Source organism: Photobacterium alginatilyticum (assembly GCF_009910675.1).
GTDB classification, from domain to species: domain Bacteria; phylum Pseudomonadota; class Gammaproteobacteria; order Enterobacterales; family Vibrionaceae; genus Photobacterium; species Photobacterium alginatilyticum.
In genome coordinates, this window is sequence record NZ_RSEJ01000006.1 from 36,960 (window position 1) to 53,357 (window position 16,398).

The 16,398-nt window shown below is 53.0% G+C and carries 16 protein-coding genes; 11 read left to right on the forward strand and 5 right to left on the reverse strand.

The window, feature by feature from the left end; genetic code table 11:
- Positions 1-6: 6 nt before the first annotated feature.
- Entirely contained in the window at positions 7-408 is a 402-nt protein-coding gene (gene tsaA / locus EIZ48_RS07610; protein WP_160650020.1) for a tRNA (N6-threonylcarbamoyladenosine(37)-N6)-methyltransferase TrmO, read from the forward strand.
- Between the two features lie 76 nt (positions 409-484).
- Here the strand turns inward: tsaA and EIZ48_RS07615 are convergent, their stop codons facing one another.
- Complete coding sequence (locus tag EIZ48_RS07615; protein WP_160649800.1) at positions 485-1,177, reverse strand: DUF4336 domain-containing protein; 693 nt, start codon at positions 1,175-1,177, stop codon at positions 485-487.
- 151 nt (positions 1,178-1,328) lie between these two features.
- Positions 1,329-2,252, reverse strand: a complete 924-nt coding sequence (locus EIZ48_RS07620) for a LysR family transcriptional regulator (RefSeq protein WP_160649802.1) — start codon at positions 2,250-2,252, stop codon at positions 1,329-1,331.
- A 113-nt stretch (positions 2,253-2,365) separates the two neighbouring features.
- Here EIZ48_RS07620 and EIZ48_RS07625 point away from each other — a divergent pair, with 113 nt between their 5' ends.
- From EIZ48_RS07625 to EIZ48_RS07655, 7 genes are all read left to right on the forward strand, one after another.
- Positions 2,366-2,848, forward strand: a complete 483-nt coding sequence (locus tag EIZ48_RS07625; RefSeq protein ID WP_160649804.1) for a TRAP transporter small permease subunit — start codon at positions 2,366-2,368, stop codon at positions 2,846-2,848.
- Positions 2,849-2,852: 4 nt separating this feature from the next.
- Positions 2,853-4,154 (forward strand): TRAP transporter large permease, encoded by a 1,302-nt coding sequence (locus tag EIZ48_RS07630; RefSeq protein WP_160649806.1) that lies wholly within the window; start codon positions 2,853-2,855, stop codon positions 4,152-4,154.
- Between the two features lie 11 nt (positions 4,155-4,165).
- Entirely contained in the window at positions 4,166-5,191 is a 1,026-nt protein-coding gene (gene dctP / locus EIZ48_RS07635) for a TRAP transporter substrate-binding protein DctP (protein WP_160649808.1), read from the forward strand.
- Positions 5,192-5,267: 76 nt separating this feature from the next.
- Positions 5,268-6,383 carry an NAD(P)/FAD-dependent oxidoreductase gene (locus tag EIZ48_RS07640; RefSeq protein ID WP_160649810.1) on the forward strand — a complete coding sequence of 372 codons (1,116 nt, stop codon included), beginning with the start codon at positions 5,268-5,270 and terminating at the stop codon, positions 6,381-6,383.
- Positions 6,274-6,651: a (2Fe-2S)-binding protein gene (locus tag EIZ48_RS07645; protein ID WP_240152901.1), complete on the forward strand. Its 378-nt coding sequence runs from the start codon at positions 6,274-6,276 to the stop codon at positions 6,649-6,651. The genes EIZ48_RS07640 and EIZ48_RS07645 overlap by 110 nt, the downstream gene beginning before the upstream one ends.
- An 18-nt stretch (positions 6,652-6,669) precedes the next feature.
- Positions 6,670-8,253 carry an FAD/NAD(P)-dependent oxidoreductase gene (locus EIZ48_RS07650; protein ID WP_160649811.1) on the forward strand — a complete coding sequence of 528 codons (1,584 nt, stop codon included), beginning with the start codon at positions 6,670-6,672 and terminating at the stop codon, positions 8,251-8,253.
- Entirely contained in the window at positions 8,210-8,566 is a 357-nt protein-coding gene (locus EIZ48_RS07655) for a RidA family protein (RefSeq protein WP_160649813.1), read from the forward strand. The genes EIZ48_RS07650 and EIZ48_RS07655 overlap by 44 nt, the downstream gene beginning before the upstream one ends.
- Before the next feature lie 93 nt (positions 8,567-8,659).
- Here the strand turns inward: EIZ48_RS07655 and EIZ48_RS07660 are convergent, their stop codons facing one another.
- Positions 8,660-9,076 (reverse strand): VOC family protein, encoded by a 417-nt coding sequence (locus EIZ48_RS07660; RefSeq protein ID WP_160649815.1) that lies wholly within the window; start codon positions 9,074-9,076, stop codon positions 8,660-8,662.
- 55 nt (positions 9,077-9,131) lie between these two features.
- Here EIZ48_RS07660 and EIZ48_RS29685 point away from each other — a divergent pair, with 55 nt between their 5' ends.
- Positions 9,132-9,263 (forward strand): hypothetical protein, encoded by a 132-nt coding sequence (locus tag EIZ48_RS29685; protein WP_275690361.1) that lies wholly within the window; start codon positions 9,132-9,134, stop codon positions 9,261-9,263.
- A 162-nt stretch (positions 9,264-9,425) separates the two neighbouring features.
- Positions 9,426-10,820 carry a C4-dicarboxylate transporter DcuC gene (dcuC, locus tag EIZ48_RS07665; RefSeq protein ID WP_160649817.1) on the forward strand — a complete coding sequence of 465 codons (1,395 nt, stop codon included), beginning with the start codon at positions 9,426-9,428 and terminating at the stop codon, positions 10,818-10,820.
- A 97-nt stretch (positions 10,821-10,917) separates the two neighbouring features.
- On the opposite strand, the gene EIZ48_RS07670 is transcribed toward dcuC, so the two are convergent.
- Positions 10,918-12,672, reverse strand: coding sequence for an ABC transporter ATP-binding protein (locus tag EIZ48_RS07670; RefSeq protein ID WP_160649819.1), 1,755 nt, complete (start codon positions 12,670-12,672; stop codon positions 10,918-10,920).
- On the reverse strand, positions 12,662-14,479 hold the full coding sequence (locus tag EIZ48_RS07675; protein ID WP_160649820.1) for an ABC transporter ATP-binding protein: 1,818 nt from the start codon (positions 14,477-14,479) through the stop codon (positions 12,662-12,664). The genes EIZ48_RS07670 and EIZ48_RS07675 overlap by 11 nt, the downstream gene beginning before the upstream one ends.
- 238 nt (positions 14,480-14,717) lie before the next feature.
- Between EIZ48_RS07675 and EIZ48_RS07680 the strand changes: the two genes are divergently transcribed.
- Positions 14,718-16,343, forward strand: a complete 1,626-nt coding sequence (locus tag EIZ48_RS07680; RefSeq protein WP_160649822.1) for a (2,3-dihydroxybenzoyl)adenylate synthase — start codon at positions 14,718-14,720, stop codon at positions 16,341-16,343.
- Positions 16,344-16,398: the final 55 nt, after the last annotated feature.

Here is a 16,398-nt window from a genome sequence, read left to right on the forward strand (position 1 = left end):
AACATGATGAGCTCTGAAATCACCTATATCGGTTCTATAAAGACGCCTTATACCAAAATTGAAGACTGCCCGAACAACATTCAGCCGAATGGACCGCTGTGTCACATAAACCTGGATGAACACTATCATGATGGGCTGCTGGGCCTCACTGTCGGCCAGCACATTCTGATTTTATATTGGCTTGAAAATGCGAATCGAACAGTCGTTGTCCAGCGCACCTGCAAGGGTAACCAAACCAAAGGGACCTTTGCATTGCGCTCACCGCACCGCCCTAATCCTATTGGCGCAGCGGTATTACCCATCGAGAGTATCGAAGGGGGGCAGATCATCGTAAGAGGGTTGGACTGTTTAAACAACACCCGGCTAATCGATATTAAACCCGCTATCTACCAGGAAACGGGATCATGATAGCCGCACAAGCCCAAAGAGAGTTAGCCAAGCCCAAAGGCTTGGCTAACGAGTCAGAGAAATCACAGTTGGTTTGTTACTTGAGAAAACGCACACACAAGTCAGTGAATACTGACTTGGCATTATCCTCAATGATATTGCCGTGGGTAACGATAATCCGCTTGAAGTCCCAGCCTTGAACGTTGCGAATAAATTCCGTGAACTTCGGTTTATCCTTGATAATGAAGCCCATCTTGAGCGGCGGCGCAATACAAGTGCCCTTGAAGCCAATTGGCTGGAAGACATATTTGGTCATGATACCGGCAAAGCCTGTCGGTACATGGTCAGGGTAATTCTGGATCAAATCCGTGACGATCAATGACTGGGTCTTTTTGTGGAAGAACACCGTCTCGTTAAACAGCGGCACACCGGGCATAAACTCCCACTCCAGATCTTCCTGCCACACATTTTCAAGGCCGTCTCGCAATATATGATAATTGGATAATGGTACTTTTCTCGGGATCCCCGCACTGACATAGGCCTCAGCGTCCGGATAAGCCTCACACCAGTCCTGCAGCCAGGTATTGTGGGCATTGCTGGCTGCAACGATATATTTCACCTCACCAAGCTCATCAATTTCTTGCTTCAATTCAGGGGACAATGCGGTAGCTGAATGCACCCACAACGAACCATCACTAAGCTTCACTACTGTCATTCGTAATCTTAGCTTGGTGCCGGCAAGCTTCATTGAATCATCATGTACCCAAAGATCGTCTCCGATTTTTTGCATTCTTGGCCTCGTTAACTCTCTGAACTTAATAAGTAATTAGAATATATTGCCAGACCGCTAACTTTTCGCATCCTGCAGGGATCACAGAACACCACTCAAATCAGACGCAAACCATGATCGTTATCGCAGGGTCGAGATTACGCTTAACACCTTACGTCTCTACCTGAATAAATTTATCCACCCCGATACGAATGCTCTCGGCAAACGCCTGGGCCAGACGGGAAAGCGGCTTGTGCGCAGGGGTAATGATGGCGTGATCAAAGACGATAGTCGGCGCAAACGGGCGAAACACGACTTTGCCCTGTCCGGATTTATACAGCTTATAGCTGGCGGCACTGATCGGATCGCAGATACAGCAGCAAAGCTGCTGCTCGACAAACTCAAAGCCGGAAATGTAATTCTGAAGCTCAAACCGCGCACGATAACGGGCACCTTTCTCCTCGAACATATAGCGCACCAGTTCATTGATCGGGTGCTGGGCAAACAAGGTGGCCAGCGGCACATCGTCCAAGTCCTGCGGGGTGATCACCTCCAGCGTTGCCAAGCGGTGGTCCTGGTTCACAGCACAGACTCCCTCCAGCCGAATTGGTTCGACATTAATCGAGTCCCGCTCTTTCGGCATCTCGGAATAGCCAATGTCATACTGCTGCGAGGCCACCCAGTCATGCACAATAGACGAGCTACGCATCATCATAGACACATTGACCTGTGGCCGCTCTTTGACAAAATCCGCAATCACATGGGGCATAAAGAACAGCGCAGCAGCCGGCATACAGGCCACCCTCAAATTGCCCCGCGCCAGATTCTTAACCTCCGCCATCAGCTGTGCCGAGCGTGTCAGGCGCTCCAGTACCGCTTCAGTTTCCTCCAGCAGAAAGTAGGCTTCGGGCTTGGGGACCAGCCGCCCCTTGTTGCGCTCGAACAACTTAAAGCCCAGTTCGTTTTCGAGGCTGACAATCATCGAGCTGACCGCCGGCTGGGTCCGGCACAACGTCCGGGCGGCGACTGAGACCGATCCCGAGCGCATTACGGCGCGAAATGTTTCCAGTTGCTTTATCGAGAGATTGGTATCCATACCCACCCTATAAGAAAAATTTATCGAATTAGAGAAATAATAAATTTGTTTCTATTGGCTGTCACCTTTAAATTAACAATGTATTCACAAACGCAACAATAAGGAAATGTGCAGTGGAGCAAACATTCAGATACCTACTGACCGGATTGATTGCAGTGGTTGCGCTGACGCAATTTGTCCAGGTTATTACACGATATGTCTTTGAGATCCCCATCATGGGCCTGGAAGAATCTATCGTCATTCCTACCCTGTGGCTGTACATGCTGGGAGCTGTTAATGCCTCACGGGAAGATACTCAAATTCGTGCCAATGTATTGGAAATCTTCATAAAAACCGAACGCGGACACAAAATCCTGGCACTGATTGGCGAGGTGATCAGCTTCGTGATTTCGCTCTGGCTGACCTACTGGGCCTGGGACTATTTCAAATATGCCCTGCGGGTGTGGAAAGAAAGCCCGACTCTGTATATCCCGACCTTCTTTCACGAGTGCTCGCTATTTATCGGATTGGTGCTGGTCACCGGCTTTATTGCACTGCATATCGTCAGGCTGGTCCGCCAGTTGAAGTCTCCGTCCTACTCAGTACATAAGGCATAACACTATGGTTGAAGTTGCACTATTCGCAGTCGGTGCCTTGGTACTGCTGCTCACTATCGGCGTTCCCCTGCCATTCTGCTTTGGCGGTGCGCTGATGATAATGACCTACGTGGGCGATGTGTCCATGAAAGGTAACATGATGTGGGGTGCCGGCCAGCTGACAAACCCTATTCTGCTCGCTATCCCTTTGTTTGTTCTTGCCGGTACCATTATGAGCCAGAGCGGTATTGCCGCCAGCCTGCTCCGGTTTGTTAATGTGTTTGTCGGCCATATCCGTGGCGGACTCGGTATTGTCGCCTCGGTGAGCTGTGCCATTATCGGCGCAATCTCCGGCAGCGGCCTGACCGGTGTCGCGGCTATCGGACCGCTGTTGATCCCCGAGATGGAAAAGCGCGGCTACCCTCGCGCCTATGCGACGGCCCTGATCGCCAACTCATCGATCCTTGGCCTGCTGATCCCGCCGAGTGTCACGATGATCGTATACGGCTGGGTCACGGACACCTCGATTCTGGCCTGTTTTCTGGCAACGCTGGGTCCCGGCCTGCTGGTGACATTTAACTTCGCGATCATCAATCTGATCATGGCACGTAAGTTCCCGCTGGTACTGGACGACAAGCCTTCCATGTCAGGGCTGATAAAAGAAGCCTCGTCACGAACCGTTCATGCCATTCCGGCGCTATTTATGCCGATCATTATTCTGGGCGGGATCTACGGCGGCATCATGACCCCGACAGAAGCCGCTGCGGTTGCCGTGATCTACGCCATCCCGGTCGGGTTTATGATCTACAAAGGACTAAGCTGGAAATCACTGCTGGCCTCGGGCAAGGAATCGGCCACGGCCGTCGGCTCAATCATGTTCATGATCCTGTTCAGCCTGATCCTCAGCCAGATGTTCGTGGTCGAAAACGTGCCGCAGGAGCTGGTGAACGCCATCTTCGGCATCACCGAAAACAAAGTGTTGCTACTGATCTTCATTAACGTTCTGCTATTTTTGGTTGGCATGGTGGTCAACGACATCACCGCCATTATCCTGATTGCCCCACTGTTACTGCCGCTAATGACAGCCATTGGCATCAGCCCTATCCAATTTGCCGCCATTATGGGCGTCAATACAGCCATGGGCGGGGTCACACCGCCTTACGCTTCAATTCTGTACCTCGGTGCCCGCATCGGAAACGTCAAGTTTTCCGAAGTCGTTGGCCCGGCAATGATGCTGATTGTATTTGGCTACCTGCCAGTCGTTGTCCTGACTTCGTTCTGGTCTGAACTATCGCTCTTCCTCCCTACCGTGTTTGGTTACCAATAAGGATATTTACAATGAAACTGACAAGCATGTTTACTCCATCAACAAAGCTTAAAAAATGCGCTCAGGTTGTCACACTGGCAATGGCAGCCCTTAGCGTTCTGCCAGCCTCGGCGGCCACTTTGAAAATCAGCCACGTTCGCCCGCAAGGCACGGTGGTCGATACCGATATCAAGCAACTGGGAGAAGAAATCAAAACAGCTACCGACGGCGACGTAAAACTTCGCGTCTATGCGGCCAACGCCCTGGGCGACTACACCCTGGTCCAGGAGCGCATCTCGGTCGGCGCAATCGATATGGCAGTACAGCCTGCCTCGACAGCCACCGATCGAAAAATGCAGCTAGGCCTGCTGCCATACCTGGCCAACGACTGGCAACAGGCACAGCAGATCTACGGTGACGGCGCGCCAGTACGCGAAGCGATGGAGAAGCTGTTTGCCAAGCAGGACATCACTTTGCTAGCGGCCTACCCGGTCTACTTTGGCGGCATTTCCCTCAACCGCGATGCCAAAGCACCGGGCCAGCCGGATATCAACAAGGGGATCAAGCTGCGTGTACCGCCAATCAAGAGCTTCCAGCTACTGGCAGACAATGTCGGCTACATCGGCTCGCCACTGCCTTTCTCCGAGGCGTTCACTGCCGTTCAGACCGGTGTAGTTGACGGGGTGATTGGCTCAGGTGCCGAGGGGTACTATGCCTCGTTCCGTGACGTGACCAAAACCTATATCCCGCTCAATACCCACTTTGAGATCTGGTACCTGATGATCAACAGCGAGCGTCTCGATGATTTGTCCGACAGCGAGCAACAGGCACTGAAAGCCGCAGCGGCCAACTTCGAAAACCGCCGCTGGGAAAACGCTCAGAAAGATCAGGCTGCCAATGAGCAAAGACTGGCAGATAACGGCGCTGAAATCATCAAAGTCAGCCCGCAACAGCTAGCACAGACGGCAGAGAAAGTACGCAGCACGGTGTGGCCTGAAATCCTTGAGGATATCGGTGCCGAGTGGGGTCAGGAGATTCTGGATAAAGCCCTGAATTAATCACCCCCACCCCCCATTGCCGGGGGATATCGACTATTCCCCGGCCCTTTCGACATGACAACTGCAGAGAAATCACATGAAACCGGAATATGTCATTATCGGTGGCGGCGTGGTGGGCTGCGCCGTGGCTTACGGGCTGCTAAAAAACGGGCATCAGGTTACCGTCCTTGATGGCGGAGACAGCGCCCATCGCGCTTCTCGGGGTAACTTTGGCCTGGTCTGGCTATCTTGCAAAGGTCTGGACGCCCCGCATTATGCTGCCTGGACCCGCCGCTCTGTCGGTATGTGGCGCGAACTGGCCGACGAGCTTGAACAGCTAACCGGAGAGACCATCAACCTGGAGCAGAACGGCGGCTATGACTTCCACTTTTCCGAAGACGAGATGCTAGCCCGTGTTGCCCAGTACCAATACCTTCGTCAGGCGCTTGGTTCCGATCACCCGTTCGAGGTGTGGGATCAGGCCAGGCTGCGACAGGAAGAGCCGCAAATCGGCCCGGATGTGGTCGGTGCCATTTATGGCGCAGAAGACGGGCACGTCAATCCGCTCAAGCTGCTACACGCTTACACCAAGGCTATCAAAACCCTGGGCGGCAAGGTTATCACCCAAGCCAATGTCGAACATATTGAGCAACAAGCCGATGGTCGGTTCTGCGCAACATTGCAGGACGGAAGCACAGTTAACAGCGACAAAATCGTTCTGGCGGCAGGACTGGGGGCGGCCAAACTAGGCCCGCAACTTGGCCTGAAAGCGCCCGTTAAACCACAAAAAGGCCAGGTGCTAATCACCGAAAAACTGTCGCCGATGATCAACCGCCCCTCCGGCATTATCCGCCAGGTCAACGAGGGCGGCATCCAGATTGGCGATTCCAAGGAAGATGCCGGACTCGACGATCAGGATACGATGACGGTCACTGCTGCCATTGCCGAGCGGGCGATTGCCGTCTATCCCTTCCTCGCCAACACCCGCTTGCTCAGAAGCTGGGGGGCCCTGAGGATTATTTCGCCGGACGGCCTGCCTATCTACCAACAGTCACCCAGCCAGCCGGGCGCATACATAGTGAGCTGTCATAGCGGGATCACGCTTGCAGCCGCCCACAGCTACCTACTGCCACACTGGCTGGAGAACACAGCCGATTCACCTGACTTGGAGCTATTCAGTGAAGACCGATTCGAACTTTCTGAGGCTAGATAACGCCTCGCAGGCGGCTTCCCGAGAGGTGCGCTTCTTCTGGGAAGGCCAGGAAATATCAGCCCGGCAAGGCGATACCATCGCCGCCGCGCTGCTCGCTGCCGGGATCAGCCATACCCGGGAGACGCCCGTATCCCAATCTGCCCGTGCTCCCTTCTGCATGATGGGAAGCTGTTTCGAGTGTCGGGTAGAAGTCGATGGCGAACACAATGTGCAGGCCTGTATGCGCCCGGTCGAATCCGGCCTCAATGTCAGGCGACAGCGCAGCTAACACGAAAAAGGAATTATTATGTTCAATGTTGATGTCTGCATCATAGGTGCGGGCCCGGCAGGCATGGCTGCGGCCATTGATTGCGCCAAGGCCGGTGCCAGTGTTGCCCTGCTTGACGAACAAGCACGCCCGGGTGGTCAGATCTACCGTGCCATCAAGGCCGACGGACATCCGCTGGGTGATATTTTCGGTCCTGACTACCTTCGTGGTGCCAGCCTGGTCAAGACGCTGGACAGCGCAAAAATACAGCACATTACCGAAGCCACTATCTGGCGGGTTGACCCGGATAAAACCGTATACTGGAGCCGCCGCGGCAAAGCCGAGCAACTCAAGGCCCAGCGCATTATTCTGGCAACCGGTGCCCTTGAGCGCTCTTTCCCGTTTCCGGGCTGGACCCTGCCCGGTGTAATGACTGCCGGGGCCAGCCAGATCTTGCTAAAAACCGCCGGGATAGCCCCCAAACAGGCGGTGATGGTCGGCACAGGCCCACTGTTGTATTTATTGGCCGTTCAGTTAATCAATGCCGGGGCCAAGCCTGCTGCGATTGTCGATACCCAGTCGCCCAAGCAGTACCTGCAAGCCAGCCGCTTCGCCATTAACGCCCTTAAGGGTCACAAGTACCTCACCAAGGGTCTCAAGCTGCTCGGACAAATTCGCAAAGCCGGTGTTACCCACTATACCCAGGCGACAGACATTTGCGCACATGGCACCGGCGATGGCCAGAACCATTCTGCCGACAAGGTCGAACAACTGAGCTTTCGCAGCGGCGGCAAAACGGTAACGCTTCCCGCGGCTACCGTTCTAAGCCATATTGGCGTGATCCCCAATGTCCAGCTAAGCCGGGCAATGGGACTGGAACACGACTGGGACCGCGTACAGCGTTGCTGGCGACCGCGGTTGGATGCACACAATAACACGTCTTTAGACGGGGTTGCGATTGCCGGTGACAGCGGCGGGATTGGCGGTGCCCTGGTGGCCGAATACCAGGGGCAGCTGGTCGCAGCCGAGGTACTTTACGCCCTGGGCTACCTGGACGAGGCACACTGGCAGCAGCATACCCAGGCTCTGACACAGAGCATCAAGCAAGAAATCGCCATCCGGCCATTTCTCGATACCTTGTATGCCCCTCCTCAGCAAGCACTTACACCATCGGATAACACGATTGTCTGTCGCTGCGAGGAAGTCACTGCAGGCGAAATTCGCCAACATGCTCGCGAGAAGTGCAATGGCATCAACCAAATCAAAACCTATACCCGTTGCGGCATGGGGGCTTGCCAGGGCCGCTACTGCGGCCCGACAGTGGCAGAAATCATCGCCGACGAAACCCGCACTGACATAGCCAAGGTCGGCTATTACCGGATCCGTCATCCGATCAAGCCGCTCAAGCTCGGCGAGCTGGCTAGCCTGACCCCGGTCAGTGAATCTTTTATTCAGCGATACCGAGCAAAGCAGGGCGGCAGTAGTCCAGCTACAACTACCCAGACAGCTAGTCAGGCTACTAATCAGACTACGACTCAGAGCTCCATTCACACCACTAATCAAAACAAGGAAAGCAAGCATGACAGCCATCAACAGGCAGTACACCAACCAGCGAATGAGTAAAGTCGTTATTCACAACGATACCGTCTATCTGTGCGGTCAGGTGGGTATCGCCGGGACCAGTGTTGCAGAGCAAACTCTCGAAGCTCTTCAGCGGGTGGAAACCTTACTGATTGAAGCTGGCAGCGACAGACAACATGTTCTGCAAACAACGGTGTGGCTGGCTGATATGAGCGACTTTGACGAGATGAACCATGTTTGGGATCAATGGTTCGGAGAAGGTTTTGCGCCGGCCCGCGCCTGCGGCGAAGCCAAGCTGGCACGCCCGGAACTCAAGGTTGAGCTCATCGTAACGGCAGCTGTGAAGAAAGACTAATTACTGTTTTGTGACACATAGCTGCGCCATATCGCAAAATGAAGGCTCGTTGCCCTGAGCCTTCATCTTATGTTGCAGTTACCGCAACAGCAATTAGCGCCCCGCCATCGGATGGCTCGGATCCAGCTGGAGCAAATCCCACAGGTTACCGTACAGATCTTCAAACACGGCCACCGTGCCATAGTCCTGCTCTTTAGGCTCCCGCACAAACTTTATCCCTTCGGCTTGCATCCTGTTGTAATCACGCCAGAAGTCATCGGTGCTGAGGAATAGAAACACCCTGCCGCCGCTCTGGTTGCCAATAAAGGCTTCCTGCTCCGGTTTTGAGGCTTTGGCCAGCAGAATGGTCGCGCCATTTGAGCCCGGAGGAGAAACAACAACCCAGCGCTTGTCCTGCTCGGGTTGATAGGTATCTTCCACCAACTCAAACTTCAACTTTTGGGTATAAAACTCAATAGCTTCGTCGTAATCTTTCACGACCAGGGCGATGTGAATTAAAGACTGTTTCACGCTCTACACTCCTCTTGGTGCAACATAGCTTACCGATGATTGAGGGTATCCCAAATTGACTTGGTTTACAGCGACTAAAATCGCCAGCCAGCTCGACAGCCGACAATTGCAACTGACCAGCAATACCCTGCGGGCATTATCCCGATTTATCACTGTTCGCTATCGTTCTATCGCTATAAGCACATAAAAAATAAGCCAATATCTCAAAATGTGACCCTAAGCCGGGAAACATGATCCTTCCTACGAGTTACGCCATATTTATATGCAACTCATGACGCAAATCAACATTCAGTTGCATACTCTAATATATATCTCCACCTTGTTATCAAACACTGCTTATGAGGAAACAATGAGCATATTTATCTCCATATTGGTTGTATCCATAGTCGGATTCGCCATTCTGAAAAAGTATAACGCGATCGCCACCTTATTCTTGGGGGCGGCGGTATTAATGGCAGTCTGCGCCGCGATGGGATTACCCGTTATTCCCGAAGCAAAATCCAGTGGTAATGCCTGGCTGGATATTTTTGAATCAATGAACTTAATGTTCAACAATCGTTTCGGCGGCATGGGGCTGATCCTCTTTGCCTTGTTGGCTTACGCCCGCTATATGACCTACATCGGTGCCAACGACATTGTTATCAACAATGCGCTCAGGCTACTGGGCGGTATCAACAAACCCTACCTGCTACTGGCCGTAACGTTTCTTATCGGTAGCTTTATCTCGCTGGCAGGATTCGGGGCAACCAGCCTCGCGGTATTGCTGATGTCGACACTGTTCCCGGTGCTAAATGCACTAGGACTGCCAGCAATTTCGATTGCTGCAGCGATTGCGACCACAGCCACCATCAGCTTCTCGCCACTGGCTGTCGACTCGGTGATTGCGGCAGAAAATGTTGGTATGTCGGTTGAAATCTACACCCTGAAATATCAAATCCCTTTGGCTATCCCAAGTATGCTGGCCATGGCTGCTGCCCACTACTTCTGGCAACAGTACATGGACAAAAAAGAAGGCTTGCTACAGCAAGGCAGCAGCATGAAAGTTAACCTCAATAATGTCGATGTGAAGACATCAGAGATTGAAGGCAAGGCACCAGGCTTTTACGGCTGGCTACCTATGCTGCCGATTATTGTCCTGGTCGTGACCAGTGGCGAGCTGGGCCTGGTTGAAGGTGTCACCATGAACATCGGCACCATTGCCATCCTTTGTCTGTTTACGGCAATGGCGCTTGAAGCCATTCGCCACCGCAGCGGCCGTACCGCGATGGAAGGTATGAGTGCGATTGTCAAAGGGATGGAAGATGCCCTGCCGGTAGTCTTGATTTTGGTAGGTGCCGGTGTCTTTGCCCAGGGCCTAAAGGCTATCGGTGCCATCAATTTGCTGATTGAAACCGCCTCGCAAGTCGGCTTCGGTGCGACGGCAATGATGCTGGCACTCGTCGGCCTGACAGGTGCCGTGGCATTCCTGACCGGTTCGGGCAACGCGGCATTCTATGCGTTCGTTGAGCTGATCCCGAAAATTGCTGACGGCATGGGTATCAACGGTGTCTACCTGGTGATGCCAATGCAGCAGGCATCCAATGCCTGTCGCGCCATGTCACCGGTTGCCGGGGTAATCGTTGCTTCATCCGGTATGGCAAAAGTCTCGCCGTTCGATCTGATCAAACGCACGATTCCGCCAATCACATTCGGTCTGGCAGTTAACATCATCCTGAGTATTATCTTCCTGCCACTGGCAGTCTAGCCATAATAAAAAGCCTGATCCCCATGTTATGGGGATCAGGCTTTTGAGTCTCCGGCTTTATTGCGAAGCGTCGGCATTGCTACCGAAGCTTCCTTTGCTAAGTCATCAACACGCCATTCTGGGCAGACCACAATTCCTGATATAGCCCCTCCTGCTTAAGCAACTCATCATGACACCCTCGCTGAACCAGCTGCCCATTATCGAGCACCAAAATCTGGTCGGCATCCCGAATAGTACTCAGGCGATGGGCTATCATAATCACGGTTTTATCTTTCACCAGTTCGGATAACGCTTGCTGGATATAGTGCTGAGTAATGGCATCGACAGAGGCTGTGGCTTCATCAAGCAAGATGATTGGCGCATCTTTCAACAGTGCCCGCGCAATAGAAAGTCGCTGCCTTTCACCACCAGACAAGCTGGCTCCACTCTCACCAATATGTGTCTGATAGCCTGCCGGTAACCGGTTAATAAACTCTTCGCAATGTGCCATTTCACAAGCTGCAAACACATCTTCATCGCTGGCCGACGGCCGACCAATGCGCACATTGTCCATAATGGTGCCGTCAAATAACTGCACCTGCTGGAACACCATGCTGATGTGCTGGTAAAGCCCTTCAGAACCCAGCGCCTTGACGTCTTTACCCCCAACTCTGATAGTGCCCAGGTCCGGATCATAAAAACGTGCCAGCAGGTTCATCACGGTGCTCTTGCCGCTACCGGATGGCCCGACAATCGCCGTCACGGCCTGATGCCGAGCCATAAAGCTCATGTTATGCAGAACTGGCGTCGACTCATAACCAAAACTCACATCCTCAAAACAGACTGAATACTCGTTGATCTCTGCGGCTTGCTCAGGTTCACTCAACAATACCTCATCATATAGCCCTTGCAGCTTTCCTTCACACTGCACTGCATAACGGAGTATGGTCAGATGCTGGCCCATTTCGAGCAGGGGAGAGATCACGCGATGGGCTAGCAGCATAAACAGCAGCAACGTCAACGGGCTCGCGCTACCGGCGTCTATCTTATTCGCAGCAATCAGGAAAAACACCACCAACCCGAGCTCAAGCAACAGCCGGTAGAGCACAACCGGGACGGCCCCCCACTGCTCAACCTTAATCGACATACGGATCATCTCATCGAAATGACGATAAAGCTTGCCCAGCCATAGCTCAGCGCGATGATAGAGCCTCAACGTCTTGATGCCGCTAACAAACTCAACAATCAGACCCGATGTATCGCGATACACCGCTTGTTTATCCTGGCTCATCCGGACAAACAGCTTGCGTGTCGCCTGCAGCACCCAGAACGCAAACGGCATGCCGATAATCAGGCTAAGTGCCAGCTGCCAGTCAACCCACATCAAACCCGCCACCAACACCACGGGGATCAGTAAGGTCGTCAGTACCTCAATCACCAAATGGGTGAAAATGTTTTCGATCCGCAACACATCGTCAGTCACCATATCGGTCAGCTGACCGGTACGATAACGATACAGTGCGCCCAGCGGCAACTGATGCACCCGATCAAGCAGCTTCTCCCGGTATCCCCCCATGATCGAATAGCTACCGAGAAAGCTATTTTTCTGTCCGTGTATCGCACAAAATAACTGAAGAGCAAAAATACCCACCAGCAATGCCGTTACCATGACGATCGAAGGCGTCACCTCACCACTGCCACCAACGTCAGCCATCAATACCGCCTGCAGCCACCAGAAACAGACCAACATCGGCAGCACATCCAACAAACACTCGGCAATACGCCACATCATTCCGCTGAACAGCTGTGAAGATGACCGCTCACTGCGTTGAATCACCCGCAGAATAACGCTCCAAATACTATCAACCTTCATAAGCCATCTCCTTTTCAGCGGTTTGGCGTTTAACAGCACCGATAGACCAATCGTCACTGTCATTTTGCAGTTGCCAGATCTGCCGGTAGTAGTCGCTGGTATCCAGAAGGTGAGCATGGCTACCCTGTGACTGAATGAGTCCGTCTTCAATGATGCCGATAAGATCAGCACTTTCAAGACCGTACGTACGATGGGCAATCACCAGCACCGTCTTCTCCGGATAGTGCTTTTTCAATGCGTGATAGAAGGCTTTTTGGGTCAGGCTGTCGGCAAAGGCTGTTGCCTCATCAAGTACCAAGATAGGCGTATCGGCGAGCAACGCCCGAGCCAATGCGATGCGCTGTTTTTCTCCGCCAGACAGGCGAACACCCTGCTCCTGCAGTTGCGTATCGTAACCTTCCGGCAAGCGTTGAATCAGTTCCTGCGCTTGTGCCACGGTGACGGCTTGGTGCATGTCTTGCTCGGAAATACCGTCACGAGCCAGTTGCAGGTTGTCTCGAATTGTCCCTTTGAACAAAAACACATCCTGCGAAGCTACAGCAATCAGTGACGCGCGCTGTTGGTTATCCAATGACGAGACTGGCACCCCGTTGATCTGCACTTCGCCGCTATCAGGTACCAGCAAACCTGCCAGCAACTGGGCCAGAGTCGATTTTCCGCCACCGGATCGCCCCATCAGTACTGTGGTCGTCCCCGGTGCCAGGATCAGGTTAATCCCCTTCAGCACCGGCAGATCACCGTAGCCAAACGAAACATCTCTAAATGTCACTTGCAAAGGTGTCTCCAGTACCGTCGATAGTGATGCACTCTCGGTCGCAGGCGCTGCCATGATCGGGGCAAGTCGTTTAACCCCGGCCAGCACCTCTTTAATTTCAGTGAAAAAATGGCTGACCTTAAGCAAGGGGCGTAGCATTCCGGCCCCAAGCAGTACCGCCATCAGTACATCGAGCAAACGCACTTCACCTGCCTGATAGAGCATCATCGCAACGGGCAAAATCACCAGCAGGTTTGCCCCCAGCAAGCAGGTAAACAACGCCCACCTGGGCACAGTTACCTTGGTAATCTTCGCCACCATGCCATAATACCGGTCGAGACTGTCCATCATCGCTTTAAAGCGACGGCTGTCTTGCTGAAACAGTTTCATCACCGGCATGTTACGCAGGTACTCTACCGTAGTGCTATTGAGGTTCACCGATGCCTGATGATATTCGTCATAGAGTTGATCCATTCCTCGCATCACCAGCATTGAACTGAGTACCGCCAGCGGCGCAACCAACAAACTAGCCAGTGCCAGACGCCAGTCCACCCAAAGCAAATAGCCGGTCACCACCACCGGACCAATGGCCGACACCGACACTTCTACCGTATGGTGGGCAACGAAGTTCTCCACCCGCTCGACATCCTGGAGCACAGCCAGCTTCAACTGGCCGGAATGGTACTTTTGCAGCCAATGAACCGGTGCCCAGGCTAAGCGAGTTACAAGAAGGCGGCGGGTATGAGTCAGAATACCAAATGCAGCCTTATGGCTTAGCCCGTACGCCAGCGCATACACCATTGTCTTTGCCACCAGAGCCACCAAGATCCATAACGCCGAGTGATAGAGCGCAGTTGTCAGTTCAAGGGCAGAAAGATCATGCTGATAGTATCCGAGCACGGCTTCCATTGCCTGAAAAATAAGCCAGAAAGGCAGTAACTCGAGCAGCGCGGCAAAGCAGGTAAATATCATCGAGGCAGAAAGGCACCCTTGCTGAACCTTTACCATTCGCCATAAGGTCAGCCAGCCAGTGTCATCTTCCAAATTAGACATAGTCGTCATTCCTTCACAACAACAGGAAACAATCCGACAGATAATAAATTTCCACCTGACCTCAAGCTACCCAGATCAGTAGCCGTCTACCCTAATCGGATCAATGGGTTAAAGAATAAGGAGAACTCAACCCGATACGGGCATTTCTATCCCGATAGGAGTGGCTGAGCCTCGTGACTTTTTCTACCCTCACCAGCCTGCAAATAGAAATCATTATCAACAACAAAGAAGGGCTGGCATGGCTACAGAAAAGAATGAGTCTGACTTCTTCGCGGCACTGGCTGACGCTAAGCAGTCATATATTGACGACGGGTTAATGAAACCCCGGACGCTATGGCAATGTCTCGAAAACTGGGCAAGAGACTATCATCAGCACACCGCTCTGGTTGATGGCGATGAACGCCTAAGCTACCAAGCACTCAAAAAGAGTGCAGAGCAAGTTGCCGCCGGACTGCAGCAGCAAGGCATTGGCGCCGGGGACACGGTGCTTGTACAGCTTCCAAACAGCAACCATTTTGTTGTTCTGTGCTTTGCATTATTTCGCATTGGCGCCTGGCCGATTATGGCCATGCCCGCCCATCGGGAAAAAGACATTAACGCCCTGTGTCAGCAGGCCCAACCAGTCGCCTATGTGGTGCCGGATAGCTTCTTAGGTTTTAACTACCAGGTGCTGGCCGATCATATCTCACAGCAACACCCTTGCATCCGAACTGTCATCGTTGACGGCAAAAGTAAAAACCACTTCACCTTCGATCAACTTCACAGCTCTCGCCCCCTTGCAACTGAAACCCCGCAGCCCGGCCCAACCGATGTCGCTTTGCTGCTACTCTCTGGAGGAACCACCGGTACTCCGAAACTGATCCCGCGTACCCATGCCGATTACGCCTTCAATGCCATAGAATCTGCCAAGGTATGTGGAATGAGCTCGCAAAGTGTCTACCTTGCTGCCCTGCCGGTCAGCCATAACTTTCCGCTGGCCTGTCCGGGCATTCTCGGCACCCTTAGTGTCGGCGGTAAAGTTGTGATGGCCAAAACAGCTGGTGACGATGAGGCCTTTGCCTTAATTGAACAAGAGAAAGTCACCATCACAGCTCTGGTTCCACCACTTGCCAAGCTCTGGCTGGAAGCCAAAGAGTGGGACGAAACCGATATTTCAAGCCTGCAGGTATTACAGATCGGCGGCTCGCGACTTGAAGAGAAAGTAGCCCGCCAAATCACCCCAACTCTTGGATGCCAGTTGCAACAAGTCTTTGGCATGGCCGAAGGATTGCTATGCTACACCCGCCTTGGCGACGATATCGAAACCGTAGCAACAACACAGGGCAAGCCCCTATCTACTGCCGATCAAATCCGGATCCTGGCCCCTGACGGCAGCCCGGCCGCCCCGGGAGAAGCCGGTGAGCTGCTCACCAAAGGCCCCTACACCATCAAGGGCTATTATCTGGCCGAAGAACACAACAAGAAAGCCTTCACCCAGGAAGGGTTCTACCAATCCGGTGATTTAGTCCGCCAGACAGCCAATGGTTACCTGATAGTAGAAGGACGGCTAAAAGAGCAAATAAACCGCGCCGGAGAGAAAATTGCGATTGCCGAGATTGAAGAGCTTCTGGCCGAGCATCCGGATGTGATTGACTGCGTTCTCATCCCGGTACCGGATGAACGACTGGGTGAACGCAGCTGTGCCTTTGTGATCAGCGATAACCCGGCATGCGATCTACAGCAAGTCCAACAGTTTCTGACCCAACACGGGTTACCCCGCTACAAACAGCCCGACCAGCTTGAACACATAGCCATGTGGCCACTGACTACGGTCGGCAAAGTCAACAAACAGGCACTAAACCAACTTGCCATTGAAAACGACTAACCAGGATGGACAGCCACGCATTGTGCCAACATTTTCATTATCGACAGGGTTCCCA

Bases quoted from the DNA above. Each gene is read 5' to 3' on its own strand.
- EIZ48_RS07670 (WP_160649819.1), bottom strand. From the start codon at position 12,672: ATGAAGGTTGATAGTATTTGGAGCGTTATTCTGCGGGTGATTCAACGC.
- EIZ48_RS07630 (WP_160649806.1), top strand. From the start codon at position 2,853: ATGGTTGAAGTTGCACTATTCGCAGTCGGTGCCTTGGTACTGCTGCTC.
- EIZ48_RS07620 (WP_160649802.1), bottom strand. From the start codon at position 2,252: ATGGATACCAATCTCTCGATAAAGCAACTGGAAACATTTCGCGCCGTA.
- EIZ48_RS07640 (WP_160649810.1), top strand. From the start codon at position 5,268: ATGAAACCGGAATATGTCATTATCGGTGGCGGCGTGGTGGGCTGCGCC.
- dcuC (WP_160649817.1), top strand. From the start codon at position 9,426: ATGAGCATATTTATCTCCATATTGGTTGTATCCATAGTCGGATTCGCC.
- dctP (WP_160649808.1), top strand. From the start codon at position 4,166: ATGAAACTGACAAGCATGTTTACTCCATCAACAAAGCTTAAAAAATGC.
- EIZ48_RS07655 (WP_160649813.1), top strand. From the start codon at position 8,210: ATGACAGCCATCAACAGGCAGTACACCAACCAGCGAATGAGTAAAGTC.
- EIZ48_RS07675 (WP_160649820.1), bottom strand. From the start codon at position 14,479: ATGTCTAATTTGGAAGATGACACTGGCTGGCTGACCTTATGGCGAATG.
- tsaA (WP_160650020.1), top strand. From the start codon at position 7: ATGAGCTCTGAAATCACCTATATCGGTTCTATAAAGACGCCTTATACC.
- EIZ48_RS07650 (WP_160649811.1), top strand. From the start codon at position 6,670: ATGTTCAATGTTGATGTCTGCATCATAGGTGCGGGCCCGGCAGGCATG.
- EIZ48_RS07615 (WP_160649800.1), bottom strand. From the start codon at position 1,177: ATGCAAAAAATCGGAGACGATCTTTGGGTACATGATGATTCAATGAAG.
- EIZ48_RS07680 (WP_160649822.1), top strand. From the start codon at position 14,718: ATGGCTACAGAAAAGAATGAGTCTGACTTCTTCGCGGCACTGGCTGAC.